The sequence below is a fragment of the Bradyrhizobium sp. 2S1 genome, assembly GCF_011516625.5.
Taxonomy (GTDB): domain Bacteria; phylum Pseudomonadota; class Alphaproteobacteria; order Rhizobiales; family Xanthobacteraceae; genus Bradyrhizobium; species Bradyrhizobium septentrionale.
Genome location: NZ_CP147717.1, coordinates 5,824,268 through 5,850,781, shown reverse-complemented (window position 1 = coordinate 5,850,781; position 26,514 = coordinate 5,824,268). Strand labels below are relative to the sequence as shown.

The window sequence follows — 26,514 nt, the reverse complement described above, 5'->3', positions numbered from 1 at the left end:
CAGCACCTTGGTGGATCGCTGACGGCGGATGATGCGAGACCGGGCTTGCAGGCGGGTGCGGCGTTACCGCGCATGACGCAGGCGATCGGGGCGAGCGATGCTCCCGAACGCCGGCATCATTAGTCGGATGGTCTCCCTTCGGCGGCCCATATAAGATCGGAGCGAAAGATCAAGAGCGCGCCAAAGCGCCTGTATCTGGAGGGAACAGGGTGTCTTACAGTCTCGAGGTGCGCGGGGTCTCATTGCGCTTTGGCGGCGTCCGCGCGCTGACCGAAGTGAGCTTCGGCGTGAATCAGGGCGAACTGTTCTCGATCATCGGCCCGAACGGCGCCGGCAAGACCTCGATCGTTAACTGCATTTCCGGCCGTTATAAGCCGACCGCAGGCCAGCTCTTTTATGGCGGCAAGGATATCACCGGCCTCACCCCGAACGCGCGGCCCCGCCTCGGCATCGGCCGGACCTTCCAGAATCTCGCGCTGTTCCACCACATGAGCGTGCTCGACAACATCATGGTCGGCCGCCATCACCTCTTGAAGAACAACTTCATCACCGGATCGCTGTACTGGCTGACCGGCGCGCGCCGCGAGGAGCTGGAGCACCGCCGCAAGGTCGAGGAGATCATCGACTTCCTCGACCTGCAATCGGTGCGCAAGGCGACCGCCGGCACCCTGCCCTACGGCCTGCGCAAGCGCGTCGAGCTCGCCCGCGCGATGGCGCTGGAACCGCAACTGATCCTGCTCGACGAGCCGATGGCCGGCATGAACTTCGAAGAGAAGGAGGACATGGCGCGCTACATTGTCGATCTCAACGAAGAGTTCGGCATGACCGTGATGATGATCGAGCACGACATGGGCGTCGTGATGGACATCTCCCACCGCGTCATGGTGCTGGATTTCGGCCGCAAGATCGCCGAGGGCGATCCGGCCGCCGTGCTCGCCGATCCCCATGTCAAGCGCGCCTATCTCGGTGAAGAGGACGAGGCGCTGGTCGATCCCGACGACAAGCCGGCGGTGCGGGAGAGCGCGGCATGATGGACTATGCCGGACGCGCCGCGCAGGCCGACACCTATCCAAAGCTGCTGCGGCTGAACGCAAAAGAGCACGGCAACGAGATCGCGCTGCGCGAGAAGGATCTCGGGCTGTGGCGCGAATTCACCTGGAACGATTACCAGACGCGCCCCCATGATTTCGCGCTCGGCATGGTCGAGCTCGGGCTCGGCCGCGGCGACGTGATCGGCATCATCGGCGACAACCGGCCGGACTGGGTCGCCGCCGAGATCGCCAGCCACGCCATCGGCGCGATGAGCCTCGGCCTCTATCGCGACGTGCTCGACGAGGAAGCCGCCTATCTGTTGAGCTACGGCGAAGCCAAGCTGGTGTTCGCCGAGGACGAGGAGCAGGTCGACAAGCTGCTCACGCTCGCCGACCGCGTGCCTCACCTCAAGCACATCGTCTATTCCGACCCGCGCGGCATGCGGAAATACGACGATCCGCGGCTGATGGAGGCGAGCAAGCTGGTTGCGCTCGGCCGCGACCGCGCCGCACGTGAGCCCGCTTTGTACGATCGGCTGGTCGACGAAACCAAAGGCGAGGACGTCGCGATCCTCTGCACGACCTCAGGCACGACGGCGAACCCGAAGCTCGCAATGCTCGCGGCGGGCCGTGTGCTGCGGCACTGCGCGACCTATCTCGCCTTCGACCCGAAGGGACCGGACGACGAGTATGTCTCGGTGCTGCCGCTGCCCTGGATTATGGAGCAGGTGTACGTGCTCGGCAAAGGGCTGCTCTGCCGGATGAAGGTCAACTTCGTCGAAGAGCCCGACACCATGATGAACGACTTCCGCGAGATCGCGCCGACCTTCGTGCTTTTCGCGCCGCGGGTGTGGGAATCAATCGCGGCCGACGTCCGCGCCGGGGTGATGGACGCCTCGCCGTTCAAGCAGCGGCTCTACGAGCTCGGCATGAAGACCGGGCTTGCCGCGCTCGCCGAGGGTAAGCATTCGGTGCTCGCCGACCAAATCCTGTTCCGCGCGCTGCGCGACCGGCTCGGCTTCACGCGGCTGCGCTCGGCGGCGACCGGCGGCGCAGCACTCGGGCCTGATACTTTCAAATTCTTCCAGGCGATGGGCGTGCCCCTGCGCACGCTCTACGGCCAGACCGAGCTGCTCGGCGCCTATACGCTGCACCCCGAAGGCGAGGTCGATCCCGATACCACCGGCATTCCGATGGCCGAAAGCATCGAGATCCGGGTCGACAATGCCGACGTCAACGGCGTCGGCGAGATCGTGGTGCGCCACCCCAACATGTTCCTCGGCTACTACAAGAACCCGGAAGCATCGGTCGCCGACATCAAGGACGGCTGGATGCATTCCGGCGATGCCGGCTACTACAACGACAACCAGCAGCTCGTCGTGATCGACCGCATCAAGGATCTCGCCGAGACCTCGCGCGGCGAGCGCTTCTCGCCGCAATATATCGAGAACAAGCTGAAATTCTCGCCCTATGTCGCCGAGGCCGTCGTGCTCGGCGCCGGCCGCGACGCGCTCGCCGCGATGATCTGCATCCGCTACTCGATCATCTCGAAATGGGCGGAGAAGAGCCGGCTCTCGTTCACGACCTATACCGACCTGTCCTCGCGTCCGGAGGTCTATGCGCTGCTGAGGAGAGAGGTCGAGGCGGTCAACGCCACTCTGCCGCCGGCGCAGCGCATCTCGCGCTTTCTATTGCTCTACAAGGAGCTCGATGCCGACGACGGCGAGCTGACCCGCACCCGAAAAGTCCGCCGCGGCGTCATCAACGAGAAATACGCCGACATCATCGATGCGATCTACCGCGGCACGGCCAAAATCCCGGTCGATACCGTGATCCGCTTCCAGGACGGCACGACACAGCGCGTGCGCACCACGCTCGAGGTCGTCGATCTCGGCCGCGCCGTGACCGCGGAGGCCGCGGAATGAACTTTGGGCAATACAGTGAGATCGCAGTGACTGCGCCCTCTCCCCTTGTGGGAGAGGGCTACGCTCCCGGTAGACACAAACTCGCTTCGGTGAGGGGTTTTCTCTCCACGATCCCGATGCGGAGACAACCCCTCACCCGGCTTCGCTTCGCGAAGCCATCCTCTCCCACAAGGGGAGAGGGTACTAGCGCCGCCGTCCGGAGCTACCACACCCCATGAACACCCAGTTCCTGATCCAGCTGATCGTCAACGGCCTCGTGGTCGGCACGCTTTATGGCGTGGTCGCGATGTCGTTCGTGCTGATCTACAAGGCGACGCAGGTTGTCAACTTCGCACAGGGCGAATTGCTGCTGGTCGGCGCCTGGGTGTGCTGGGCGCTGCTGACCAAGTACCAGGTGCCCTTCTGGGTCGGGATGCCGATCACGCTGGTGTTCATGTTCATCTTCGGCATCGCGATCCAGGTCGTGATCCTGCGGCCGATGATCGGCGAACCGATCATCTCCGTGATCATGGTGACGATCGGCCTCTCGACCGTGTTCCAGGCCGCGCTGAAATGGATCTTCGGCGTCAACCCGCAACCATTCCCGCGGGTGTTCGAGAGCCAGTCGGTCAGCCTGTTCGGGCTGCAGATCCAGACCGTCTATCTCATGAGCCTCGTAGTCTCGCTCGCCATGATGGTCGGCATGGCCTGGTTCTTCCGCGCCTCCAAATACGGCCTTGCGATGCGCGCCACTGCCTTCAACCAGCAGGTCGCGCAGTCGCTCGGCATTTCCGTGAAGAACGTGTTCGCGATGGCGTGGGCGATTTCGGCTACCGTCTCGGCGGTTGCCGGGGTCGTGGTTGCGGTCGTGAACGGCGTGTCGTCCGGCCTCTCGGCCTATGGCATCAAGGTGTTTCCGGCCGCGATCCTGGGCGGACTCGACTCGGTCGGCGGCGCCGTGCTCGGCGGCATCATCATCGGGCTGCTGGAAAACGTCGCCCAGTATGTCGACAGCGAGTATCTGCACTGGGGCAATCTCTACGAAATCGCGCCGTTCTACGTCCTGATCATCATCCTGATGATCAAGCCCTATGGGCTGTTCGGCACCAAGGACATCGAGCGGGTCTGATCAATGGCAACAAGCACTCTCATTCCTTCGGGCGATTTCCGCACCAGCTACGCGGCCGACACCACGATCTTCCCGACCGCAACCAGCCGCAACTTCGCGATCGCCGGCATCCTGCTCGCCTGCCTTGCACCGATGGTGCTGACCAATTACTGGCTCAGCGTCTCGATCCAGATCGGCATCTTCGCGATCGCAGCCCTCGGCCTCAACGTCCTGGTCGGCTTCACCGGCCAGATCTCGATCGGCCACGCCGCGTTCTTCCTGTTCGGCGCCTTCACCTCGGCCTACATCTCCAACAATCTGCCGATCCCGGTGTTCTTCGCCATCCCCCTCGCCGGCGTGGTCACCGCGCTGGTCGGCCTGATCTTTGGCGTACCGGCGGCGCGGCTGAAGGGGCTCTATCTCGTCATCGCAACGCTTGCCGCGCAGTACATCCTGCTCGATTTCTTCTCGCGCGCCGACTGGTTCTCGGGCGGCTCGGTGCCGGCAAGCGCCAACCCGTTCTCGATCTTCGGCTACACGCTGCGCGGCGACCGGCAGTATTTCTACGTCGTGCTCGCCTACATGGTGATCAGCTACCTGCTGGTCACCAATCTGATGCGCACCCGCGACGGCCGCGCGCTGGTCGCGATCCGCGACCATTATCTCTCCGCCGAGATCATGGGCATCAACCTGACCAAGTACCGGACGCTGTCGTTCGGACTTGCCGCCTTCTTTGCCGGCATCGCCGGCGCGCTCTACGCGCATTATCAGCTGGTGGTCTCCCAGGAAGGTTTTGGCATCGAGCGCTCGGTGCTGTTCCTCGCCATGGTCATCATCGGCGGCACCGGCTCGGTGATGGGCACGCTGATGGGCACGGCTTTCGTGGTGCTGCTGCCTGAATCGATGGAATGGCTGAGCGCGTGGCTGAAGGGCGGCGCCATCGACAAGGCGCTGCAGCTCAACAACAACATCACCTTCCTGCGCGAGATCGCGATCGGCCTGATCATCATCGGCTTTTGATGTTCGAGCCTGATGGCCTCGCGCATCGCTGGCGGCAGATCAAGGCCTACTGGAAGCTTTATCCGTTCTCACACTGACGCAAGGCACGGAACGCAACTCAAAATTCGGTTCAACGAATAAGCAGGAGGAAACCAAAATGACGATTAGATCCCTTTTGAGCTCGGTCTCCCTCGCGCTGCTGATCAGCAGCGCGGCCGCCACCGCGCAGGCCCAGATCGCCATCGGCCATCTGCAGGACCTCTCCGGCGGCACCTCCGATGTCGGCACGCCCTACGGCCAGGGCGTCGCCGATACCTTCGCCTGGGTCAACAAGAACGGCGGCATCGGCGGCAAGCAGCTCAATGTCGACAGCAACGACTATGGCTACCAGGTGCCGCGCGCCATCGCGCTGTACAAGAAGTGGTCGGCGCCCGACGGCAAGGTCGCGGCGATCATGGGCTGGGGCACCGCCGATACCGAGGCCCTCACCGGCTTCCTCGCGCAGGACAAGATCCCCGACATCTCCGGCTCCTACGCCGCCGCGCTGACCGATCCGGAAGGCACCAGCGGCAAGGCCAAGCCCGCGCCGTACAATTTCTTCTACGGTCCGAGCTATTCGGACTCGATGCGCGCGATGCTGACCTGGGCCGCTGAGGACTGGAAGGCCAAGGGCAAGTCCGGCAAGCCGAAGTTTGTCCACATGGGCGCCAACCATCCCTATCCGAACGCACCGAAGGCGGCCGGCGAAGCGCTCGCTACCGAGCTCGGCTTCGAGGTGCTGCCGCCGCTGGTGTTTGCGCTGTCGCCCGGCGACTACTCGGCGCAGTGCCTGAGCCTGAAGAGCTCCGGCGCCAACTACGCCTATCTTGGCAACACGGCCGCCTCCAACATCTCGGTGCTGAAGGCTTGCAAGACCGCCGGCGTCGACATCCAGTTCATGGGCAATGTCTGGGGCATGGACGAGAACGCCGCCAAGACCGCCGGCGATGCCGCCGACGGCGTCATCTTCCCGCTCCGCACCGCGGTGAGCTGGGGCGGCAACGCGCCCGGCATGAAGACGGTGATGGAAATCTCCAAGATGTCCGATCCGTCCGGCAAGGTCTATCGCCCGGTGCACTACATCGCGGCGGTGTGCAGCGCGCTCTATCTGAAGGAAGCGCTCGACTGGGCCGCCAAGAATGGCGGCGCCACCGGCGAGAACGTCGCCAAGGGCTTCTACCAGAAGAAGGACTGGGTGCCGGCCGGCATGGAGGGCGTCTGCAACCCGTCGACCTGGACCGAGAAGGATCACCGCCCGACGACGAAGGTCGATCTCTATCGCTCGAAGGTGTCGGGCGCGACCGACGGCGACATCAACGACCTGATGGGCAAGGGCACGATCAAGCTCGAGAAGGTGAAGACCGTCGAACTGCCGCGCAAGCCGGAATGGTTTGGGTGGTGACGTGGTGAGGCTGCCACCAGTGCAGCCTCAACAACAACCGTCATCCCCCGCGAAGGCGGGGAATCCAGTACGCCGCGCTCTCACGTTTTGATCGCCGGCGTCTCTGGAATACTGGGTCACCCGCCTTCGCGGGTGACGACAGTGGAGAGTGATCGAGACCATGAACGAAACCCTCGAAGCCACCCGCCCGGGGCCGACGGCAGTACTGCCGCCGCCGCTGCTCAGCGTCAATAACATCGAGGTCGTCTATGACGACGTCATCCTGGTGCTGCGCGGCCTCAGCCTCGAGGTGCCGAAGGGCGCGATCGTGGCGCTGCTCGGCGCCAATGGCGCCGGCAAGTCGACCACGCTGAAGGCGATCTCCGGCCTGCTCAAGACCGAGGACGGCGAGGTCACCCGCGGCGAGATCCTGTTCGAGGGCCAGCGCATCAACGGCATCGATCCGGACAAGATCGTCCGCCGCGGCATCTTCCAGGTGATGGAGGGCCGCCGCATCGTCGCCGACATGACGTCGCTGGAAAATCTGCGGCTCGGCGCCTTCACCCGGCGCGACGGCGAGGTCTCGGCCGACATCGACATGGTGTTCAAATATTTCCCGCGCCTGAAGGAGCGCACCGGCCTCGCCGGTTATCTCTCCGGCGGCGAGCAGCAGATGCTCGCGATCGGCCGCGCGCTGATGGCGCGCCCGAAGATGATCCTGATGGACGAGCCGTCGATGGGGCTGTCACCGCTGCTCGTCAAGGAAGTGTTCGCGATCATCAAGGAGATCAACCGCGATCTCGGCGTCACGATCCTCTTGGTCGAGCAGAACGCGCGCGCCGCGCTTTCGGTCGCGAGCCACGGCTACATCATGGAACAGGGCAAGGTGGTGCTCGACGGCTCGGCCGACGAGCTGCGCGACAACGAGGACGTCAAGGAGTTCTACCTCGGAGGCGCCGGCGACCAGCGCAAGAGCTTCAAGAACCTGAAGAGCTTCAAGCGGCGCAAGCGCTGGCTGTGAGGCCATGGCGCGTTTTCTAGCGGAGTTGAGGACCAGTTGGCGTGCAGAAAACGCATCAGACCAGCAAGGGCGTTCTAGCTGAGCACCTGTTCCGCTTCGGTGACGGCGCAGAGCACATGGTAGAACGACGACGCCGGGATCGGCGCAATCAGCGACTTGCCGTCGCGGTCGAACTGGTCGTACCAGCCGCCGGCGACGGGATGGCTGAGATAGTGCCGTTCGAGCAGCACCAGCGCCGCGCGCGCCTCGTCCGCCGCGCCGGCTTCGCCCGACTCGGCCTGCGCGATCCAGGCCTTCGCCAGCTCACTTTGCGGCCACAGCCGCCGTGTGTGGCGGCGGATGTTGCCCTCGGCGTCGCCCTCATCGATCAGGCAGCCGGTGGCCGCGTCGCGATAGCGCAGCGCCGAGGCCAGCAGTTCGCCGCGCGGACGCCCGGTGGGGCAGCCGGTGATGCGTTCAAATCCCTTCAGCAACCAGACCCATTCCGCGAGGTGCCCGGGCTCGACAGAGACCGGCGGGATCTTCGACCAGTCCTCCTCGAAATATTCGCCGAGGGTGCGCGTCTGCTTGTCGTAGAGGTTGGCGAGGAACAGCGCGAAGAAATCGCCGGCGCGGTTCTGGAACGACAAATCGTGCGTCGCGTCGAAGCACGCGATCATCGCCTCGAACAGGTGCATCTGCGGATTCTGACGGCGCGGCATCGAGGGCGGCAGGCCTTCCTGGAAGGCGCCGTGGGGCGAGCGCAGCTTGGTGTCGAGGAACGACAGCAGCGCGTCGATCTCGGCGCGGATCTGGGCGTCCTGGTCGAGGCCGTAGACGGTCGCGAGCGCCAGCAGCACGAAGGCGTGACCATAGGTGTCACGCAGCGGCTCATGCACGCCGCCGTCGGGCGTGAGGCTGTAGACGAAGCCCGGCCGGCCGTCCGGCGCCTTGGCCTTGGCCAGCAGGTAGTCCAGCCCCTTCAGCGCGATCGCGCGGCCTTCCGGATACCAGCCGAGCTGGGCCGCCTTGGCGTAGCAATAGATCTGGCGCGCTTGCACAAGCAGGCGGCGCGGCGCGGCGTGATCGGCTGTCCCATCCTGATGCAAACGGTCGACAAAGCCGCCGGTTGTGCTGTCCCAGCCGACCGTCGACCACAACGGCAGGGCGTGGTCGATGATGCGGCGCTTCAACCTCGCGACGACGTCGGCGGCCCCGTCCGCCGCAACGCTCTCTGCCTCAGCCATCGTGCTCCCTGGAACCATCCCAATGTCAGCGGTCACCGTCTGATAGCACGCGCCAGCCGGCACGTAACCCTGCGCACATCTTCCCTCAAGGATCCGCCATGACCGACCATTACGACGCCCTTGAAACGCGCGATCCGGCCCAGCGCGAGGCCGCCCTGTTCGCCCGGCTGCCGGACGTGCTGCGCAAGGCGATGGCAGCGCCCGCCTATGCCAATTTGCTGAGGGGCACCGATCCCGCATCCATCACCAGCCGGGAAGCGCTGGCGGAGCTGCCGGTGCTGCGCAAGTCGGAATTGCCGGCCCTGCACAAGGCTGCCCCGCCCTTTGGCGGCTTCGTGGCCGACAAGCCGGGCTCATTCGCCCGCCTGTTCACCTCGCCCGGCCCGATCTTCGAGCCCGAGGGCCGCCAGGCAGACCCTTGGCGCGGCGCGCGGGCGCTGTTTGCGGCGGGCTTCCGCGAGGGCGATGTGGTGCTGAACACTTTCAGCTATCACCTCACGCCCGGCGGCTTCATCTTCGACGCCTCGGCGCGGGCGCTCGGCTGCGCGGTGATCCCGGCAGGCCCGGGCAATACCGAGCAGCAATTCGAGCTGATCGAAGCCTATCGCCCGGTCGGCTACAGCGGCACTCCGGACTTCCTGAAAATCCTGCTCGACGCCGCCGCAGCGGGCGGCCGCGACGTGTCCTCAATCAAGCGCGCGCTGGTTTCGGGCGCCGCATTTCCGAAGTCGTTGCAGGAGGAGATGAAGTCGCGCGGCGTCGAGGCCTACCAGGCCTTCGGCACGGCCGATCTCGGCCTGATCGCGTTCGAGACGCCGGCGCGCGAGGGGATGACGGTCAACGAGGAGCTGATCCTGGAGATCGTCAAGCCCGGCACCGGCGATCCGGTCGCACCGGGCGATGTCGGCGAGATCGTGGTGACCTCGCTCGATCCGCATCATCCCTGGATTCGCCTTGCGCTCGGTGACCTGACCGCCGCGCTGCCCGGCGCGAGCCCGTGCGGGCGCACCAACATGCGTATCAAGGGCTGGATGGGCCGCGCCGACCAGACCACCAAGGTGAAGGGCATGTTCGTGCGTCCCGAGCAGGTCGCGGAAATCGGCAAGCGCCATCCCGGGCTCGGACGGCTGCGCCTCGTCGTCACGCGTGCCGGCGAAGCCGACGCAATGACGCTGAAGGCCGAATGCGCTTCGCCGCCCGCGTCGCTGCAGGATGAGGTTGCGGCGACGCTGCGTGCCGTGACAAAACTCGGCGGCACGGTCGAGCTGGTCGGCGCCGGCGCGCTGCCGAACGACGGCAAGGTGATTGCCGACGAGCGATAGTCCTTGAGGTCAGAGAAGCGCGAGCGCCCGGCCACCTTGGGCGTGATCCGTCTACATTGTCGCGCGCGGCATTGTGAACTATTGAGCTAGCCCATGCCGAGTGGAGACAGACGGATCATCACCTCATGAGCAGCGCTTCCGGAGATCAGCCGCGACGGCCGGCGGTTTTCTTCGATCGGGATGGCGTCCTGAACCAGGACATCGGATACCTGTTCGAGAGCCACAGGCTGATCTGGATCGACGGCGCGCGCGAGGCGGTGAAGGCCGTCAACGACACGGGCTATTTTGCGTTCGTCGTAACCAACCAGTCAGGCGTTGCAAGAGGCCTCTACGAAGAGGCGCATATCCAGGAGCTCCACGGCTGGATGGCCGCAGAGCTCGGCAAGATCGGCGCACATATCGACGCCTTCGAATACTGCCCGTTCCATCCTGAGGGGACGGTCGAGCGGTATCGGCAGGTCAGCCATCGCCGCAAGCCGTCGCCCGGCATGATCAATGACCTGCTGGCGCGTTTTCCGGTCGATGTCGAACGCAGCTTCCTGGTCGGCGATCAGCCGACCGATCTCGAGGCGGCGCGCGCGGCCGGCCTGAAGGGCTACCTGTTCTCAGGCTCCAATCTGGAGCTGTTCCTGAGGCCTCTGCTGCAGCGAAGCTGAGCCTCAGAACTTCCGAACCAGGTCGATCACCTCATCCTGCTGCTGGCGCGTGATCTCGGCGAAGATCGGCAGCGAGAGGATCTGGCCCTGGTCGCGGTGCGCGTTCGGGAATTGCTCCGGCCGGTGGCCGAACCGCGCATAGGCCGGCAGGAGCGGCAGCGCGGTCGGGTAATTGATCGCAGTCTGCACGCCATTGGCGTTGAGATGGGCGGCAAGCGCGTCGCGGCGCGGATGTCTGATCGTGTAGAGGTGATAGACGTGGCTGCGCGCCGGCGCGACCTCGGGCACCACGACATCCTCGATCTGGTTGAGGCCGGCATCGTAGACCTCGGCAGCAGCCTGCCGGGCCTCGGTCCACGCTTCGAGATGCGGCAGCTTGGCCGAAAGGATCGCGGCCTGCATGCCGTCGAGCCGGCTGTTGACGCCCTCGATATGGTGCTGGTGCTTCACCAGCCCGCCATGACGCGCGAGCATCGCCATCTGCTCGGCAAGCGCGGCGTCATTGGTCACGACGGCGCCGGCGTCGCCCATCGCGCCGAGATTCTTGCCGGGGTAGAATGAATAGGTCGCGGCCTCGCCGAACGTTCCGACCATGCGGCCCTTGTAGCGCGCCAGATGGGCCTGGGCGCAGTCCTCGATTACCCAGAGCTTGTGCTTCTGCGCGATCGCCATGATGGCGTCCATATCCGCCGGCTGACCGTACAGGTGCACCGGGATGATGCCGACGGTGCGCGGCGTGATCGCGGCCTCGATCGCGGCCGGATTGATCGTGAACGTCGCTTCATCGGTGTCGCAGAACACGACGGTGGCGCCGGAATGGGTGATCATCGCCGCGGTCGATATCCACGAATGCGCCGTCGTGATCACCTCGTCGCCGGGCTTCACCGTTAGCGCCCGCATCGCGAGGTAAAGCGCATCGGTGCCGTTGGCGCAGGACACGCAATGGGCGACCTCGGCAGCCGCGGCGAACTCACGCTCGAAGCGGTCGACATAGCTGCCGCGAATAAAGGCGTTGTCGCGGATGACGCCGGCGATCGCCGCATCGATCTCGTCCTTGATGGACTGGTATTGCAGTTGCAGGTCGGCATACGGCACCGGCATCAGATATCCCCTATTGGCTCGCCAGCAGCCGGCGCGCCGGATTGCCGGCATAGGTGCCCGGCGTCGTGATGTCCTTGGTCACCACCGATCCCGCGCCGATGACAACGTCATCGGCGATCCGGACCGGCATGATCGTGGCATTGGAGCCGATCGACACCCGGTTGCCGATCACTGTCTCGCGCCACAGCTCCTTGCGTCCGCGCGCAGGGCCGCCGGTTGCGAACGTGTCGTTGACGAACATCACGCCGTGCCCGACGAAGCAGTCCTCGCCGATCGTGACGAGCTCGCAGACGAAGGCATGCGATTGCACGCGGGTGCGCGCTCCGACCACCACGCCTTTCTGGATTTCGGTGAAGGGACCGACGAAACAGTCGTCACCGAGCGTGCAGCCATAAAGGTTGCAGGGCTCGACGATCTTGACGCGTTCGCCGAACGCGACATCGCGCACGCTGGCCTGATGCACTTCCGGCCGGTTCACGAAACGACACCCAACCGGCTCAAGCGCGGCGTGAAGCGCAGCGCCACTTCCTCGCCGGTCTCGATCGACTCATAGAGGGCCGAGATCAGCTCCAGGCTCTTGCGCCCCTCGAGCCCGTCGACCAGCGCGGCGCGCTGGTTCTCCAGGCAATCGACCACATGGTGGTAGTAGGCCTGATGGCCGAAGCCGTAGACGTTGGGCGGGTTGACCGAGAACTTCTCCACGACGTCCTTGTCCGACGGCAGCTCGTCGACAAAGCGCCAGTGCCGGATCTGGTTGACCGCAAAACCGGAAATCTCGACGGTGCCCTTCTCGCCCAGGATCGACAGCGAACCCTCGAGATCGGTCGGACGCGCCGCAGTGGTCGCCTCGATGATCCCGAGCGCGCCATTGCGGAACTTCAGCGTTGCGACAGCGGTGTCCTCGGTTTCGATCTTGGCCAGCGCCGTTGCCGCGCGGGCATGCACGCTCACCACATCGCCGAAGAACCACTCCAGCATATCGACATGGTGGCTCGCCTGATTGGTCAGCACGCCGCCGTCGTAAGCCCAGGTGCCGCGCCATTGGTCCTGATCGTAATAGGCCTGGTCTCGGCACCAACGCACCCGGACCGTCCCCAGGATGAGCTTGCCGAAGCGGCCGGCATCAAGCGCCTCGCGCGCCTTGACCACCGGCACGTTGAACCGGTTCTGCTTGACGATGAACATCTTGACCCCGGCCTGGTCGCAGGCCCGGATCATGTCGTCGGCGTCCTGCAACCGCAGCGCCATCGGCTTCTCGACCACGACATGCTTGCCGGCCCTGGCGCAGGCGATCACATGCGCGGGATGCAGCCCGCTCGGCGTCAGCACAGCGACAGCGTCGATATCCTTGCGGCCTAAGAATTCGTCCATGTCGTCATGGGCCGCAACCCCGAACTTCGCGGCAACCGCATCGGCGCGGGCACGAACCGGATCGCAGACTGCAACCAGGCTTGCTCCCTCGATGTGATTGCCACCCAGGAGATCGGAATGACGCTTGGCGATACGCCCGCACCCGAGCAGGCCAAATCTGATCATGCAACAGGCCCTGTCTTGTCTCGCGGCCGACCGTTGCAGCCAGCCGAACAGCCGAGGGAACAAGCGGCCTTGCAAGCCGCACGGTAACGTCCATTACCCAGAAAACTTGGGATTAGGCAAGGCGATCCAGCGGCGCGGCCCGCGGCGTCATGCTTCGAGCCTGCCATAACCGATAGGCCGCGAAATATGCGGGCCAAAAGCAGCAAACATCGATCTCACGCGCCCGACTTGTTGCAGCTCCAATAAATATCCAGTCCGCAATACCGCGGGATCGGCGAGGCAAGGAGTTGGGGACGCTTCCAGAGCTTAAATGGCCGTTCCTGATCGGCGTTCTCCGGGACCGCCTGAAAATTCGAGTATCCCGCGCAGATCTGCCGCAACGACCTGGCCGAGATGAATTCGGTCGCCGGCGCCAGCGAACCGTCCTGCGTTTTATCGTAGGCGGCGGTTTCACCGTCGCGGAAGGTCCCGCGATAGCCGCCGAGTTCACGCAGCATATAGCGAAGCGCGCGTTTCGGCTCGAGCACGAACTGCCGGTAGGAGTAGGCATAGTAGACCATGCCGACGAGGCGTCCGCCTGGCACCAGAAGCCGGCGGCAGGCCGCGATTGCAGCGGCGAGGTTGCCGGTATGATGCAGACAACCGATCGCGACAACCGCATCGAACGAATTGTCGGGAAGCGAGTTGCTGAGAATGCTGCCTTGAACGGCCCTGCCGTTCAGCCCGCTCTGCTTGATCCGGTGATTGACCATCGTGACCGGATTAGCGGCGATATCGAGACCAGTGAAGTCGGCGCCACTCTCCGCGATCTTCTGCGAGACGCTGCCGTAACCGAGCCCGATCTCGAGCACGCGCTTGCCGCGCATCGCCTTCCAGTCGATGTATTTCTCGAGATACGGATAGAAGTGGAAATAATTCTCGTCGTAGCGCCGCAGCGACTCCATCGAGGAATCGGTGATCCCCCACGCGCGGGCTGCCGCCGAGCCGCACAGTTCGTCCCAGAACGCCGCATTGGCGGCGTCGATCGCCTGTTGAGTGTCAGTCATAGCGGCCCTTACCTGCTTCAGCCAAATAGTGTGTTTCGACGCATCCGACGCCGAATATCCGGTATTGCTCGTCCTGCCAACATCTGATTCGGCCCCGATTTCCGCTTCAATTTCGCTGTCGGCAGACCGACTGCGTGCCGCGAGCGGGCCAATCCCTTCAGCGCAGCGACAGTCGCAATTCAGCCGGAACGACCGGCGCGACGACCTCGGTCTCCGCTCTCGCCAGGGAACGTCTGAGGCGCTTCAGGAGCCGCCAGGCATCAACCAAACCCCGGCGGGCCTGGAAGGGCGTCCCGCTATCCCAACCGTTGGGCCTGGTATCCTCGCCGAAGAATCTCTTCCCACCAGGGCCTGTTGTTAAGGTACCAATATACCGTCTTCCTGATGCCGGCCTCAAAGCTCTCCTGCGGGCTCCAGCCGAGTTCTCGCTCGATCTTGGACGGGTCGATGGCGTAGCGGCGATCGTGACCGGGACGATCCCTGACTAACGAGATCAGGCGTTTGTGCGCGCCGGTCTCGGCCCCCCTGGCCTCATCGAGCAGCGTACAGAGCAGTTCCACGACCTCGAGATTGGTGCGTTCGCTCCTGCCGCCGATATTGTAGGTCTCCCCCACTTTCCCGTGGTGAAGAACGCGGATCAGCGCCTCCGCATGGTCCTCGACATACAGCCAGTCACGGATGTGCTGACCATCACCGTAAACAGGCAGCGCCTCGTCGGCCAATCCCCTGATGATCATGTGAGGGATCAGCTTCTCGGGAAATTGATAGGGTCCATAGTTGTTGGAACAATTTGTCACCAGGGTCGGCAGCTCGTAGGTCTCGCACCACGCACGCACGAGATGATCGGAAGCGGCCTTGCTGGCCGAATAAGGTGAATTTGGCGCATACGGGCTTGCTTCCACGAAATGGCCATCCGCACCCAGCGTGCCGAACACCTCGTCCGTCGAGACATGAACGAACCGGAACGCGTCGCGCTCCGCGGGCGCTAACGCCCGCCAGTAGCGCAAGGACTCCTGCAGCAGCGTGAAGGTACCCACAACATTGGTCTGGATGAAATCGCCGGGCGCGTCGATCGAGCGATCGACATGGCTTTCCGCAGCAAGATGCATCACGGCCTGAGGCCGGTAGTGATCGAACAGACTGCGCAAGCCCGGACTGTCGCAGATATCCGTTCTCGAGAGAGCATAGCGTTCGCTGCTTAACTCCGACGGAATTGAGTGAAGGCTGGACGCGTACGTCATCTTGTCAACATTGACGATCGAAGCGTCGGTGCAATTTAGCAAACGCCGAATAACGGCAGAGCCGATGAAGCCGGCTCCTCCGGTGACAAAGATCGTTGCTTTGCTAGGCACCACTGGCGTCGACCTCAGTGCGACCGCCTCGAATTGGCAAAGCTATCATAGATCGACAAAAGATACTCACCATAGCTGCTCTTCGCATTCCGCTCCGCAACGCTGCGAAAGGCGTCAAGGGAGATGTAGCCGAGCCTCAGCGCGATCTCTTCCGGACACGCGATCCGAAGGCCCTGGCGCTGCTCGAGGACCTGCACGAAATGACTGGCCTCGACCAGCGAGGCATGGGTCCCGGTGTCCAGCCACGCGAAGCCGCGCCCCAAAATCTCGACATGCAGCTCGCCGCGCTCCATGTAGGCGCGATTGACGTCGGTGATCTCGAGTTCGCCTCTCGTCGAGGGCTTGATGGAGGACGCAATCTCGAGCACGTCATTGTCGTAGAAGTACAGGCCCGTCACGGCGAGATTGGATTTCGGCAGACGTGGCTTTTCCTCGATCGAAATCGCCCGTCCATCCCCATCGAGTTGGACGACGCCGTAGTCCTGGGGACGCTTGGTGACATAACCAAAGATAGTCGCTCCCGAAGCTCGCGCGCTGGCGCGGTTCAATATCTCCGGCAACCCATGACCGAAGAACAAATTGTCGCCGAGGACCAGGGCGACGTTGTCCTTGCCAACGAAATCACGCCCGACAATGAAGGCATCAGCCAAGCCCCGAGGTTGGTCCTGGCTTGCGTATTCCAGCTTGAGGCCGAAGTCCGAGCCGTCACCCAGCAACCGGCGAAACAACGGCTGATCCTGGGGTGTGGAGATAATCAGAATCTCCCTGATGCCACTCAGCATCAAGGTCGAGAGCGGGTAATAGATCATGGGCTTGTCGAAAATCGGCAAGAGCTGCTTCGACACGACAATCGTCACCGGGTAAAGCCGAGACCCGGTACCACCAGCAAGAATGATACCCTTCATCCAATCCCGCCTGTGCAATTATCCGGACAGTCTACCAGAGGCCATCGGTTCGGCAAACGCGCGGCATGATTCCAGCGATCCGCATTGACACCATTGGGCAGGAACAATGGAATAAAATACAAGCATATTCTTGTCGTCTTATCGGCGCCGTGTCATGTCCCTAGGCCCAAGTCACTAGGCCCAGGACGGTGCCATCGTCTGGCGATCGTGGGGCCCAGTCGGCCTGGCGCGATGACCAGCAATGGAACAGTCCAAAACGTACAGCCCGATACGGCGGTGAGCGAGAATGAACGATCGGATCACTCAGCTGGAGCTTGGTTGGCCCCAGGCCAAACTTGCCCTGCTCGCCTATGCCCACATCGTGGTGTGTTGCGTTTCGCTCTACTTCATCACGGCCGTCGATACGTTTCCGGGTGTCACCGGCATCGACCAGGCACACGTGGCAGCTGCCATCCTGAATGTGCTGGCGTTCAGCCCCGTCGTCATCCTGTTCGCGATCGTACGCTTCAGCTTTGGCTATCTCGTCGGCTTCTACTTCTACATGATGATCCTGGGATACCTCTGGCTGATCGAATTTTCGCTGCTAAATTACGATCACCGCCTGGCGCTTGTCTCGATCGTGCTTTCAGGATTTGCATTCCTTGCTCCCGCGCTGTTGATCACCGCGCCTGTGCAGCAGGCGATCGTCATGCCGGCACGCGCCTTTCACATGATGCCTTCCGTTATCCTGATCGCCTCGGCCGCAATCGTCGGCATCGGCGCTCTCTACCACCTCAAGCTGGTCGATCTCTCCGAGATGTACAAATATCGCGCGGAGATCGAATTTCCCGGCTTCCTTCGATACGCAACTTCGATCGCCTCGAACGCCCTGTTGCCTTTCGCCTTCGCCTGCTTCGTCGTCAGCAAGCGGAACTGGCAGGCAGCGATCACTCTGGCCCTGATGGTTCTGTTCTATCCCATCATGCTGACCAAGATGGCGCTGTTCGCTCCGTTCTGGCTGCTGCTTCTCGCGCTCATCTGCAAGCTGGCCGAGGTGCGGCTTACGACGATCCTCTCGCTATTCCTGCCTGTCTCCGTCGGCGTTGTCCTGGTCTTCCTGGTCAAGACCGGCGTGATTCCGTTCAGACCCGGGATGGTCTATTTCGGCACCGTCAACAACAGGATGATCGCAATCCCGTCGCTCGCCCTCGAGGTCTACAACAACTACTTCTCAGCGCATCCGCTGACCCATTTCTGCCAGATCAACGTCGTGAAGCTCGTGGCTGCGTGCGCCTACGACGAGCCGATATGGGCCGTGATGGCCAAGGCCTACGACCTCGGCTCCTTCAATGCCTCGCTGTTCGCCACCGAGGGAATCGCCTCGGTCGGCCTCGTGCTCGCGCCGCTGTCCGCGCTCGGTTGCGGCCTGATCATCGCGCTTGGCAACCGCCTGTCGGCAGGCCTGCCCCCGCGATTTGTGCTGCTATCCGCCGGGGTCCTGCCGCACGTTCTGCTCAATGTACCGCTTTCGACGGCCTTGCTGACCAACGGCACCGGTCTGCTTTTCCTGCTCTGGTACGTTACGCCGCGGTCGGCTTTCGAGCAGACGGCAGCGTCAACGACCGCAGTGGACGGACAGTTACAAGGCGCAAGCGCCAGCTAGCGCGCCGGCTTCGAACCCGTCTCACCCGAAAGGGCACCCGGTGGGCGGGATAGCCGGCGCCGCGACGAGATCGCCTGTGCGCGAATGATATCGCCTACGCGCGAATGATATCGCCTACGCGCGAATGATATTGTCTGCCGGCTCAGGGAACTTGCCGCGACAATCGACGAGCAGCGGCGCGTGCGCGCCGAGCAGCTGATAGTCGAACTTGTCGTGGTCGGTTGCCAGCAGGACGCAATCGAAGCGCCGCAGATTGGCCTCGGTGAGCGCGACACTCGACAGATCGAACGAATGCGCACGCATCTTCGGGAACGCGGGAACGTGCGGATCGCTGTAGGCGACGCTGGCGCCGAGATCGCGAAGCTTCTCCATCAGCAGCACGGAAGGCGACTCGCGAACGTCGTCGACGTTCTTCTTGTAGGCAATGCCGAGGACCAGGATCGAGCTGCCGCTGATCGACTTGTGCCTCTGATTGAGCGCCAGCGAGATCTTCGACACCACGTAGTCGGGCATCGAGGAATTGATCTCGCCGGCGAGCTCGATGAAACGCGTATGCATGCCGTATTCCCGCGCCTTCCAGGTCAGGTAGAACGGGTCGATCGGAATGCAGTGCCCGCCGATGCCGGGACCGGGATAGTACGGCACAAACCCGAACGGCTTGGTTGCTGCCGCGCGGATCACCTCGTGAATGTCGATCCCCATCTTGTCGGCGACCATCTTCATTTCGTTGACGAGGCCGATATTCACCGAACGATGGATGTTCTCCAGCAGCTTGGTCAGCTCGGCAGCCTGCGTCGAGCTCACCGGAACGACCTTGTCGATCACCTGACGATAGAGGGCGATGCCGGCCTCGAGACACGCGGGCGTGCAGCCGCCGCAGACCTTCGGGATCGAGCGGGTCGAGAAGTTCTGGTTGCCGGGATCTTCGCGTTCCGGCGAGAACACCAGGAAAATATCGGTGCCGACGCTGAAGCCGCACTTTTCGATGCGCGGCTTCAGTTCCTCCTCGGTCGTGCCGGGATAGGTCGTGCTTTCGAGCGACAGCACCATCCCCTTGTGGAGATATGGCAGCAGCGATTCCGTGGTGTTCAGCACGAAGCTGAGATCGGGTTCGCGATATTTGTTGAGCGGGGTCGGAACGCACAGGATGAGGGCATCGACCTCTTTCGCCTGTGAGAAATCCGTGGTCGGCTCGAAGCCGAGCTCCGTCGCCCGCTTGATGCTCGCGCTCGAGATATGTTCGATATAGGACTGGCCGGCACGAAGCGCATCGACCTTGGTTTGGTCGATATCAAAGCCTATGACCTTGTAGCCCACCTCGCTGTAGCGAAGCATGAGCGGCAGGCCGACGTAGCCCAAGCCCACGATACCAATCCTGGCGGTCTTGCGGTCCAGCTTGTCGATCAGTTCGGAATTCATGTCTAACGTCCGTACGTGTGGTTGTGTTCAAAACAGCGTGCTGAATAAAATCCGCAAGGTAAGTCGCCTTTGGCGAGATGGTTGCATAGACGCCCCGTATCCGTCCGACAAGCCCAAAAGCGGTGGGCTGGCTTGGCTCGTCCACCCCGGCGACGGGCCGCCCCGTCGCTGCCGGACCAAATTGAGATCGCCTTCGCCTAAGAGAGCGGCCTATTTCAGATTGCGGCGTCCGGCTGTCTGCAGCACCAGATCGTAGTCGCTGCGAACGTGGCGCGCCCGTCCGAGGATTGCGCGATCGATACGATCTGACGGTGCCATCGGCTCCGGCGTCCACCATTCGGGATGAGTGAGAAGGTGTAGCCGATCATGTCCGTGCGCGATCACCTCCGACATTGGCTTGAAGCGCCAGTAGCCGTTGGAGTCGGAGCAATAAACGTAGTCACGCCTGAATCGGCCCGCATAGGCATTGATCAACCCGCCCATCTCCTCCGCCTCGAACTCGAGCAGATTGGTGAGGTCGGGATTGTGCCAGCTGATACAGCGGACGGGAAGCTCCAGCGCGAGCTCAAGCAGCTGCCGTTCGCGCTGCACGGCCGCGACAAGTTCCGCTTCGTTCCACTGCGTCACCGGGTAAGCGCCGGCATCGAAGTGCAGTCCGATCTCGTGACCGAGGCCGGCGATCCGGCGCACCAGCGCCATGATTTGGGGCTCGAGCAAATTGCAGAACAAGCAATGCGGATTGACGAAATAGGTCGCGACCGCCCCCTCCTCCGCCTCGATCTCGGCCAACGCGGCTGCGCGATGCATCGATATGTCGACGTCGTGCCGCCAGATCACGTGCCGGCCGCTGGCAGGCTCGCCGTATCGCGCGAAACGGTAGCCGCCGGCCTTGAGCAGAAGCAGCAGTTGTCGAAAACCAGCTTCTGTAAATTCGGAGAAATCCTGTTTCGTCATCGTGGAGCTCAAGCGTGATCCCGAAGTTTGGCCATCACCACCTGATCCGTCCACCTGCCGTCGATAAAGCAAGCGCGCCGCATGGTGCCTTCGATCGCGAGCCCAGCTTTCTGATACGCCTTGATGGCCCGTTCATTGTCTGCGAAGACACTGAGCCACACGCGCTGAAGATTTCGGTCCTTGAAGGCGAAATCGATCGCAAGCGTCACCGCCTCCGTTCCCGCGCCACGGCCGCGATCAACCTCCTGCCCGATACGGATCGTCAGCTCAGCGGTACGATGGATCGGATGAAGGTCGATCAGCTGCACTACGCCGATCAAGCGGAGGTCGGGAAGTGCGCGAATGGCGAAGACGATCTTGGCCGTTGAAGTGATGACCGATTTCAACCAATTCTCATGGGTGGTTTCGTGAACCGGGGAGAATGGAGCGTTGAAGCGCACCGTATCGGGATCGTTGATCCAGTGAAACAATTGGGGAGAGTCTTCGTTTCGAATTTCGGTAAGCGCGATGACCTGCCCTTTAATCATAGCTGCCTCCAGGTGATCCCGTTGCTGGCCGCCCGTCCCACATCAGATAGTCGATCACGGAGAGGCCCGGAATGAACGCCTCATGCGGGCCATACGGCTGCGGCGCGAAGCCCTGGCTGACCAGACGAACGCCATGCTGCTCGAACAATTCGTCCTGCTGGTACCCCGTGGCACCGCCGCCGGCGAGATAAGCATCCCCGCCGACTGCCTTGACGAGTGAGATGAGAAGCTCGGTCGCCTTACCCGCATGCGGCAGCTCGGACTGCCGTTCAAATCGCGTCGCAAGGCCGAGATGCTCCGTGATCGCCTTGATGGCCGCGATATTGAACGCCGCAAGGTTCGTTTCATGCTGCTCGACCAGGGGCTGCAAGAGGCCCATCGCCTCGCGAAACCGCGGCGCTTTGCCGTAGCTGGCCTGCAGCGTCGCAATCATCTTGCGACGCCAGGGCCGACCGTCATCGATCTCTGCGGCATTGAGCGGCGCCCCCAACGGCAGGCGATGGACAGGACACGTGGCCCAGCGCGCCTCGCCCTGGATAGCAATTCGCACCCTGTTCGACCACGATCCCATGCCCCCCGATCCCGAGCGCGGATAATCGACGGCATCGAGCAGCACGAACACATCGGCACGCCGGATCTTGTCAAAGTACCCGAGCCACGGAAAGAAGTTGGGTTGATGGATCGCAACGAGGCATCCCATCGTGCTGCCTACCCGCTACAGCCGCGTGTCGAAGAACGACTTGAGCCGCCGGAACCACCACAGCCCGGCCCAGAATGCAGCTGCGCCAACCACCGCCAGGTAGCAGATCATCCAGAAGCTCGGCATCGCCCCGTCTACAGTTGCAGTGCGGTAGCACTCCGCGATGACATAGAACGGGTTGAGCTGCACAACAGGCCGAATGAAGTCCGGGTAGGACGAAAGCGGGTAGAAGATCGGAGAAGCGAACAGCAGCACGGTGAGCACATTCGGTAGCGCCAGAGCGGTATCCCGTACAAAGACGTTGAGCGCCCCAAGGAACAATCCCAGTCCCGACACGAACAAGATGTGGAGGGCTACGATCAGCGGCAGCGCCAGATAGCCTGGGCCCGGCATCTCGCCCGAAACCACCTGCAGTATGAGTACGATAGCGAGCGCGACGACCAGCGGCACCAACCCCATCAGCGCGCCCACCATCGGCAACAACTCCGATTTGAAGGCGATATTCTTCACGACGCCGGCGTTTCCGACTACGGACGTCGTTGCCGCCGACAGGCCTTCGCTGATCGCAAGCCACGGCCCGTAGCCGCTAAGCAACCAGATCACGAACGGCAACGACCCCGTACGTCCCGGCAGCCGCCCCGGAAAAACGACGGTGAACACGAACGTGAAAATGCACATCAGCATCAGCGGCGACAGCACCGCCCATACCAATCCCAGCGCCGAGCCCAGATAGCGGTCGCCCAACGTCATGCGGAAGAGATTACTCAGCATGCCGAGATCTCGCCGATCAAAACCTGCCAGCATCATGTCTTGACGTCCTCAAGGCGGCGCGCGCTGATCCGCGGAGGATAGAAGATCAGCGGCTGCCCACCTACTTGTCCTTCCTCGTCGACGACCTCCAGCACGCAGGAAATCGATTCCTTGTCGCCCCCGTTACCGACAAGCGCAACATCGAAGCGATAGAGATTGGCCCCCAGCACGAAAGGATCCATGTCGATGGTGACCGTGAATGGACCCGACGCGGGCAGCGCCATCCCCACCTCCGAAAGACGCCGCCGCCAGACCAAACGTCCGTCGACCCGTGTGAGAACAACCTCGAGATCATGCATCGGCGGGGTCGAGTCGAGCCGCCCGCGCGCGACGATCGCCAACGGCACCATGGCGAGCGCGGTCGCCTTGCGCGCCTCCCCGCGCTGAATGATTTCGACTGCATCGAGCTGAAGGGGTGCGGCCCGGTTCACCACGCTCCCTTCAAACTTGCGCATCAGCTCCGCCTCGTCCGCCTCACGCACGGCCGCCTCATAGGCCTTGGTGACGACCTGCGGCGAACCATCCATGACGAGCCGACCGTCATCGAGCCAGAGGCATCGTGAGCACATTTCCACGATCGAGCCCAAGCCGTGACTTACGACGATCACAATACGGCCGCTGGCCGCGACATCTCGCATGCGCCGCGTCGCCTTGGCGGCAAAGAAGGCATCGCCGACCGATAGCGTTTCGTCGATGACGAGAATGTCGGGATTGATGAACGCCCCCATCGAAAACGCGAGCCGGGCCTTCATCCCCGAAGAGTAGGTTCGCACCGGACGATCGATGAATTCACCGAGTTCGGCGAACGCGATGATTTGATCGGCGACGTCATTGACTTGTTGTCGACTACGGCCGTGCACGGCCGCATCGAGGAAAATGTTGTCGCGGCCGGTCATGTCCTCGCGCAGCACGGCGCCCACCGTGAGCATCGCGTGCAGGTCGCCGTCGACCTCCACAGAGCCTGAGGTCAGCTCGGTAAGCCCCGCGATGATTGAAAGCAGCGTCGTCTTGCCCGCTCCGTTGCGGCCTATGATGCCGACGCGCTCGCCCTCCGCCACTTCGAAGCTGATCGAATCGAGCGCCTGCACGTGACGTGTCGTGACTTCGCGCTTGCCTGTGCGCAGCGCTTCCATCAGCGATACGGGCCCGCCGCCATGGTCGGCAAGCGCAAATACCTTGCTGACATTGCTCACCCGAATTGCCGCGCGCATCAACCAGCCACCTTCCACTCGGCTGGCAGGCTGAATCCGCGCCCGGCCGAGCCTTCCACGCTGAGCGCGAGTCCGTTGCCGTCGAGCCAGCTAAATCCATCGAGAACAATTCGGACCACCGGATTGTCTGGATCCGGCATCGCAAGGTGCAGGCCGATCTGGTAGCTCCCGGGTGCAAGCGGCAGTGCCGGGATATCGACGCCGATCGCATAGCGCCCGGGTTCCTCGCCGACAGGCGTGAGCCGACGCGACATCAGCCCCGTCTCCCAGCCGTACGCGGGCTGGAGGTGCTCGACCACAACCACCGCGCCGACCTCCGCCCGGGTGAGGATATCGACCTCCGCTTCAAGCCTGAAATCCGCTCCCGTCATAATCGTGCGCGGATAGACAGGCGCCCCCGCGAACCGTGCAATTCCATCGCGGTATGTCGACTTTGCCTGCTCGCCGTAGAGGTAGCGCCTCACTGCATGCTCGGCCGGCCCCGAAAAGATCACCTTGCCACGGTCCAGGACGTGCGCCGTTTCGCACAGCCGTACGATCGCAGACCAGTCGTGCGTCACGAGGACCCCGGACGCCCCGCCCGATACCCGTTCGCGCAACCGCCGCCAGCACTTGGACTGAAAGTGCTGATCGCCGACCGCAAGCACCTCATCGAGGAGATAGACCTCGTATTGCCCGGCCGTCGCGGTCGAGAAATAGAGCCGCGCGCTCATCCCGGTCGAGTACGTCAGCACGGGATCCTCGAATCGATCTCCAAGTTCGGAGAAATCGTGGATATCCAAGATCATTGCCGCTCGCTCGCTCGGCGAAAATCCATGCACGGTCAGCAGCCGGTCGGCATATTGTCGTCCCGTGAGCTCCGGATGGCCGACCAGACCGAGCTCGTAGAGGCCCGACATCGCCCCGTTTACCTTGACCCGGCCGGTATCCGGCGCGTAGACGCCGCCGATCACCCGAAGCAGCGTGGACTTGCCGGCCCCGTTGCGGCCGAGCACGCCGAGGAAACGGCCCTTGGGCACCTCGAAGCTGACGTCCTCAAGCGCCGTGAAGTGCGGAACGTCGCGTCCCAGCCCGAACGCGAGCCGCCAGGCGCTTCCACCGTCGACGAGCGCAAAGCTTTTCGACACACCTTGGCACGTGATGGCAACGGCGCGCGACATCATGCCTTCGCGCATTGCCCATACCGGCAATCAGCCGCAAAATCAGAGATCGGTTGTTCAACCATTTTCGAGATCAAAGTACGCATTCATTTTGTACGGCGCGGACCGCGCGGCCGATTTTCCATTCAATACGGGTTCATCGAGGACGCTGAACAACCGTCTCCAAAATCTCTCGATTGGCTGGCGTCGGATGATAGTTGGCGAGATTTTGGCTCACCTTCCGCCGCCTCGCGCACGCAGGGATCAGAATACTGAGATGCTTACATTTCTTCCAGCGCCGCCACCACCCGGTCGACGTCGGCGGGACCCATGTGGTTGTGCAACGGCAGCGCGATGGTTTGCGCCTCGGCGCGCGTCGCAACCGGGAAGTCGGCCGGATCAGTCCCCAGCCGCTTGCGATAGGCGGCAAGACCGACCACCGAGTGGGTACCAGGCCTGCTGCCGATACCCTTTTCCTGCAGCCGCAACAAAATTTCGTTGCGGCTGAGCGGCGCATTGTCAGCCACCATCGCTACGTAGGCCTGCCAAGCGTGTACATACCCCTGTGGTCGCGTCGGAGGCTTGATCCAGTCGATCCGACTGAGCCCCTGGTCGAGACGGTCGGCAAGCACCTCCCGCTCGGCGATGAACCTGTCGAGCTTCTGCAGTTGCACGCTCGCCACGGCGGCCTGGATATCTGTCATTCGATAGTTGAAGCCGAACACCTCGAACTCCGGCAGCTCGTAGGGCTTCGGACCACGATGTCTCACCTCCTCGGAAATCGACGCGCCGTGGTTGCGGTACACATCGAGGAGGCCAGCGAGCCTGTCGTCGTTGGTCGTGACAACCCCTCCCTCGCCGCACGTGATCGACTTTCTGGGATGCAGTGAAAAGCATCCCATATGCCCAAGCGAACCTGCAGCCTGCCCATGATAGCCGGCTCCGGCAGCGCACGCGGCATCCTCGATCACCGTCACCTGACGGCCGCCAAGCGCGTCGTTGATCGCATCCATGTCGGCGGCGAGACCGAACAGGTGCACGGGAATGATTGCCTTGGTCCGCGCGCTGACGGCCCGGCTGACCGCCTTGGGATCGATGTTGTAGCTGGCGGGGAGAATATCGACAAAAACAGGCGTGGCTCCGCAGTGCATGACCACGTTGGCCGTTGCTACCCACGTGAATGCCGGCACGATCACCTCGTCCCCCGGACCGATGCCGGCAGCGACCAGCGCCAGATGCAATGCAGTGGTGCAAGAGGTTGTAGCGAACGCATGCTTCACGTCGTGCCGCTCGGCGAATGCCGTCTCGAGCTTGCGCACCCATGGCCCCTGCGTGAGCCATCCTGATTCGAGCACCTGACGAACTGCCTCCAGCTCTTCGGCTCCCATTACGGGCTTTGCGATCGGCAAGGTTGGCAACGACGACGACATTGATGGCACTCGGGCTTGTTTAAAAGCGATGCAGGAAACTTAACCGGTCACACTC

23 protein-coding genes and 1 pseudogene are annotated in these 26,514 nt (G+C 63.0%); 9 read left to right on the top strand and 15 right to left on the bottom strand.

From position 1 onward, the window contains the following. The first annotated feature begins 209 nt into the window (after positions 1–209). From HAP54_RS27695 to HAP54_RS27670, 6 genes and pseudogenes are all read left to right on the top strand, one after another. Complete coding sequence (locus HAP54_RS27695; protein ID WP_166305757.1) at positions 210–1,031, top strand: ABC transporter ATP-binding protein; 822 nt, start codon at positions 210–212, stop codon at positions 1,029–1,031. Further along, entirely contained in the window at positions 1,028–2,956 is a 1,929-nt protein-coding gene (locus tag HAP54_RS27690) for a long-chain fatty acid--CoA ligase (RefSeq protein ID WP_166305754.1), read from the top strand. The genes HAP54_RS27695 and HAP54_RS27690 overlap by 4 nt, the downstream gene beginning before the upstream one ends. A gap of 214 nt (positions 2,957–3,170) precedes the next feature. Further along, the gene (locus tag HAP54_RS27685; protein WP_166305751.1) at positions 3,171–4,064 is read left to right on the top strand and encodes a branched-chain amino acid ABC transporter permease; all 894 of its coding nucleotides are present in this window, start codon (positions 3,171–3,173) and stop codon (positions 4,062–4,064) included. Positions 4,065–4,067: 3 nt separating this feature from the next. Further along, positions 4,068–5,140 (top strand): annotated as a pseudogene (locus tag HAP54_RS27680) (branched-chain amino acid ABC transporter permease). 59 nt (positions 5,141–5,199) lie between these two features. Next, entirely contained in the window at positions 5,200–6,483 is a 1,284-nt protein-coding gene (locus HAP54_RS27675; RefSeq protein WP_166305748.1) for an ABC transporter substrate-binding protein, read from the top strand. Between the two features lie 160 nt (positions 6,484–6,643). After that, positions 6,644–7,483, top strand: a complete 840-nt coding sequence (locus HAP54_RS27670; RefSeq protein ID WP_166305745.1) for an ABC transporter ATP-binding protein — start codon at positions 6,644–6,646, stop codon at positions 7,481–7,483. A gap of 74 nt (positions 7,484–7,557) precedes the next feature. Here HAP54_RS27670 and HAP54_RS27665 read toward each other — a convergent pair whose 3' ends face one another. After that, the gene (locus HAP54_RS27665) at positions 7,558–8,709 is read right to left on the bottom strand and encodes an AGE family epimerase/isomerase (RefSeq protein ID WP_166305742.1); all 1,152 of its coding nucleotides are present in this window, start codon (positions 8,707–8,709) and stop codon (positions 7,558–7,560) included. Positions 8,710–8,807: 98 nt separating this feature from the next. On the opposite strand from HAP54_RS27665, the gene HAP54_RS27660 reads away from it, so the two are divergent. Beyond that, complete coding sequence (locus HAP54_RS27660; protein ID WP_166305739.1) at positions 8,808–10,031, top strand: phenylacetate--CoA ligase family protein; 1,224 nt, start codon at positions 8,808–8,810, stop codon at positions 10,029–10,031. A 125-nt stretch (positions 10,032–10,156) separates the two neighbouring features. Further along, a complete protein-coding gene (locus tag HAP54_RS27655) occupies positions 10,157–10,687 on the top strand; it encodes an HAD family hydrolase (RefSeq protein WP_166305736.1) in 531 nt (176 codons plus the stop codon). Positions 10,688–10,690: 3 nt separating this feature from the next. Here the strand turns inward: HAP54_RS27655 and HAP54_RS27650 are convergent, their stop codons facing one another. From HAP54_RS27650 to rfbA, 6 genes are all read right to left on the bottom strand, one after another. Next, on the bottom strand, positions 10,691–11,788 hold the full coding sequence (locus HAP54_RS27650; RefSeq protein ID WP_166305733.1) for a DegT/DnrJ/EryC1/StrS family aminotransferase: 1,098 nt from the start codon (positions 11,786–11,788) through the stop codon (positions 10,691–10,693). Between the two features lie 10 nt (positions 11,789–11,798). Further along, positions 11,799–12,266, bottom strand: coding sequence for an acyltransferase (locus tag HAP54_RS27645; protein WP_029079915.1), 468 nt, complete (start codon positions 12,264–12,266; stop codon positions 11,799–11,801). Next, on the bottom strand, positions 12,263–13,324 hold the full coding sequence (locus HAP54_RS27640) for a Gfo/Idh/MocA family protein (RefSeq protein ID WP_029079916.1): 1,062 nt from the start codon (positions 13,322–13,324) through the stop codon (positions 12,263–12,265). Before HAP54_RS27640 ends, HAP54_RS27645 begins: the two co-directional genes overlap by 4 nt. Positions 13,325–13,539: 215 nt before the next feature. After that, positions 13,540–14,370, bottom strand: coding sequence for a class I SAM-dependent methyltransferase (locus tag HAP54_RS27635; RefSeq protein ID WP_166305730.1), 831 nt, complete (start codon positions 14,368–14,370; stop codon positions 13,540–13,542). A gap of 296 nt (positions 14,371–14,666) precedes the next feature. Further along, positions 14,667–15,722, bottom strand: a complete 1,056-nt coding sequence (gene rfbB, locus HAP54_RS27630) for a dTDP-glucose 4,6-dehydratase (protein WP_166305727.1) — start codon at positions 15,720–15,722, stop codon at positions 14,667–14,669. A gap of 14 nt (positions 15,723–15,736) precedes the next feature. Further along, a complete protein-coding gene (gene rfbA, locus HAP54_RS27625) occupies positions 15,737–16,627 on the bottom strand; it encodes a glucose-1-phosphate thymidylyltransferase RfbA (protein WP_166305723.1) in 891 nt (296 codons plus the stop codon). Between the two features lie 286 nt (positions 16,628–16,913). On the opposite strand from rfbA, the gene HAP54_RS27620 reads away from it, so the two are divergent. After that, entirely contained in the window at positions 16,914–18,269 is a 1,356-nt protein-coding gene (locus tag HAP54_RS27620) for a hypothetical protein (protein WP_166305720.1), read from the top strand. A gap of 114 nt (positions 18,270–18,383) precedes the next feature. On the opposite strand, the gene HAP54_RS27615 is transcribed toward HAP54_RS27620, so the two are convergent. From HAP54_RS27615 to HAP54_RS27580, 8 genes are all read right to left on the bottom strand, one after another. Continuing rightward, the gene (locus HAP54_RS27615) at positions 18,384–19,688 is read right to left on the bottom strand and encodes a nucleotide sugar dehydrogenase (protein WP_166305717.1); all 1,305 of its coding nucleotides are present in this window, start codon (positions 19,686–19,688) and stop codon (positions 18,384–18,386) included. A gap of 210 nt (positions 19,689–19,898) precedes the next feature. Further along, positions 19,899–20,642 (bottom strand): hypothetical protein, encoded by a 744-nt coding sequence (locus HAP54_RS27610; RefSeq protein WP_166305714.1) that lies wholly within the window; start codon positions 20,640–20,642, stop codon positions 19,899–19,901. Between the two features lie 8 nt (positions 20,643–20,650). Further along, a complete protein-coding gene (locus HAP54_RS27605) occupies positions 20,651–21,169 on the bottom strand; it encodes a GNAT family N-acetyltransferase (protein WP_166305711.1) in 519 nt (172 codons plus the stop codon). After that, positions 21,162–21,869, bottom strand: coding sequence for a WbqC family protein (locus tag HAP54_RS27600; RefSeq protein WP_166305708.1), 708 nt, complete (start codon positions 21,867–21,869; stop codon positions 21,162–21,164). Before HAP54_RS27600 ends, HAP54_RS27605 begins: the two co-directional genes overlap by 8 nt. Before the next feature lie 15 nt (positions 21,870–21,884). Further along, the gene (locus HAP54_RS27595) at positions 21,885–22,676 is read right to left on the bottom strand and encodes an ABC transporter permease (RefSeq protein WP_165124639.1); all 792 of its coding nucleotides are present in this window, start codon (positions 22,674–22,676) and stop codon (positions 21,885–21,887) included. Continuing rightward, positions 22,673–23,890 carry an ABC transporter ATP-binding protein gene (locus HAP54_RS27590; protein ID WP_166305705.1) on the bottom strand — a complete coding sequence of 406 codons (1,218 nt, stop codon included), beginning with the start codon at positions 23,888–23,890 and terminating at the stop codon, positions 22,673–22,675. The genes HAP54_RS27595 and HAP54_RS27590 overlap by 4 nt, the downstream gene beginning before the upstream one ends. After that, positions 23,890–25,065 carry an ABC transporter ATP-binding protein gene (locus tag HAP54_RS27585; protein WP_166305702.1) on the bottom strand — a complete coding sequence of 392 codons (1,176 nt, stop codon included), beginning with the start codon at positions 25,063–25,065 and terminating at the stop codon, positions 23,890–23,892. The genes HAP54_RS27590 and HAP54_RS27585 overlap by 1 nt, the downstream gene beginning before the upstream one ends. Positions 25,066–25,310: 245 nt before the next feature. Further along, on the bottom strand, positions 25,311–26,417 hold the full coding sequence (locus HAP54_RS27580) for a DegT/DnrJ/EryC1/StrS family aminotransferase (protein ID WP_339156773.1): 1,107 nt from the start codon (positions 26,415–26,417) through the stop codon (positions 25,311–25,313). Between the last annotated feature and the right edge of the window lie 97 nt (positions 26,418–26,514).